Raw genomic sequence first — 628 nt, forward strand, 5'->3', positions numbered from 1 at the left:
AGTGACATTGGATGCCACACTGTATGCAGGTCCAAAGGTACAGTCTGAGCTAAAAGATGTGGCAGTTGGTCTGAATAAGACGGTTGATTATGGTTTACTGTGGCCAATATCGAAGGTCTTATTTGCTATCTTGGAAGGTGTGCATAAAGTTGTGGGTAACTGGGGTTGGTCAATCATCCTACTAACGATTTTGGTCAAAATTGCTTTGATGTGGTTCTCTAATAAGAGTTACTATTCAATGGCAAAAATGCGCGCTATTGCACCGAGACTAAAAACGCTAAAAGAAGAGCATGGCGACGACCGCATGAAAATGTCGCAAGAAATGATGGCCATCTACAAAGAAGAAAAAGTCAACCCGATGGCGGGTTGTTTGCCGATCTTGATGCAGATGCCAATTTTCTTAGCCTTGTATTGGGTGCTCGTAGAGAGTGTCGAGCTGCGTCATGCGCCATGGATTCTGTGGATTCGCGATCTTTCAGCAATGGACCCATGGTTTATCTTGCCGTTGCTCATGGGCGCGTCAATGTTCATACAGCAGCAGTTGAATCCGCAGCCAGCAGATCCAATGCAAGCGAAAGTGATGAAGTTCTTGCCAATTATCTTTACCGCATTCATGCTATTCTTCCCA

At 44.9% G+C, this 628-nt stretch carries 1 protein-coding gene; it reads left to right on the forward strand.

What is annotated here, in order from left to right; genetic code table 11:
* Positions 1 to 628 (forward strand): membrane protein insertase YidC (gene yidC / locus ACS8FC_RS18710; RefSeq protein ID WP_439297896.1); only part of this gene is annotated, 628 nt, incomplete at both ends.

It is taken from the genome of Psychrobacter sp. 1Y4 (assembly GCF_051847555.1).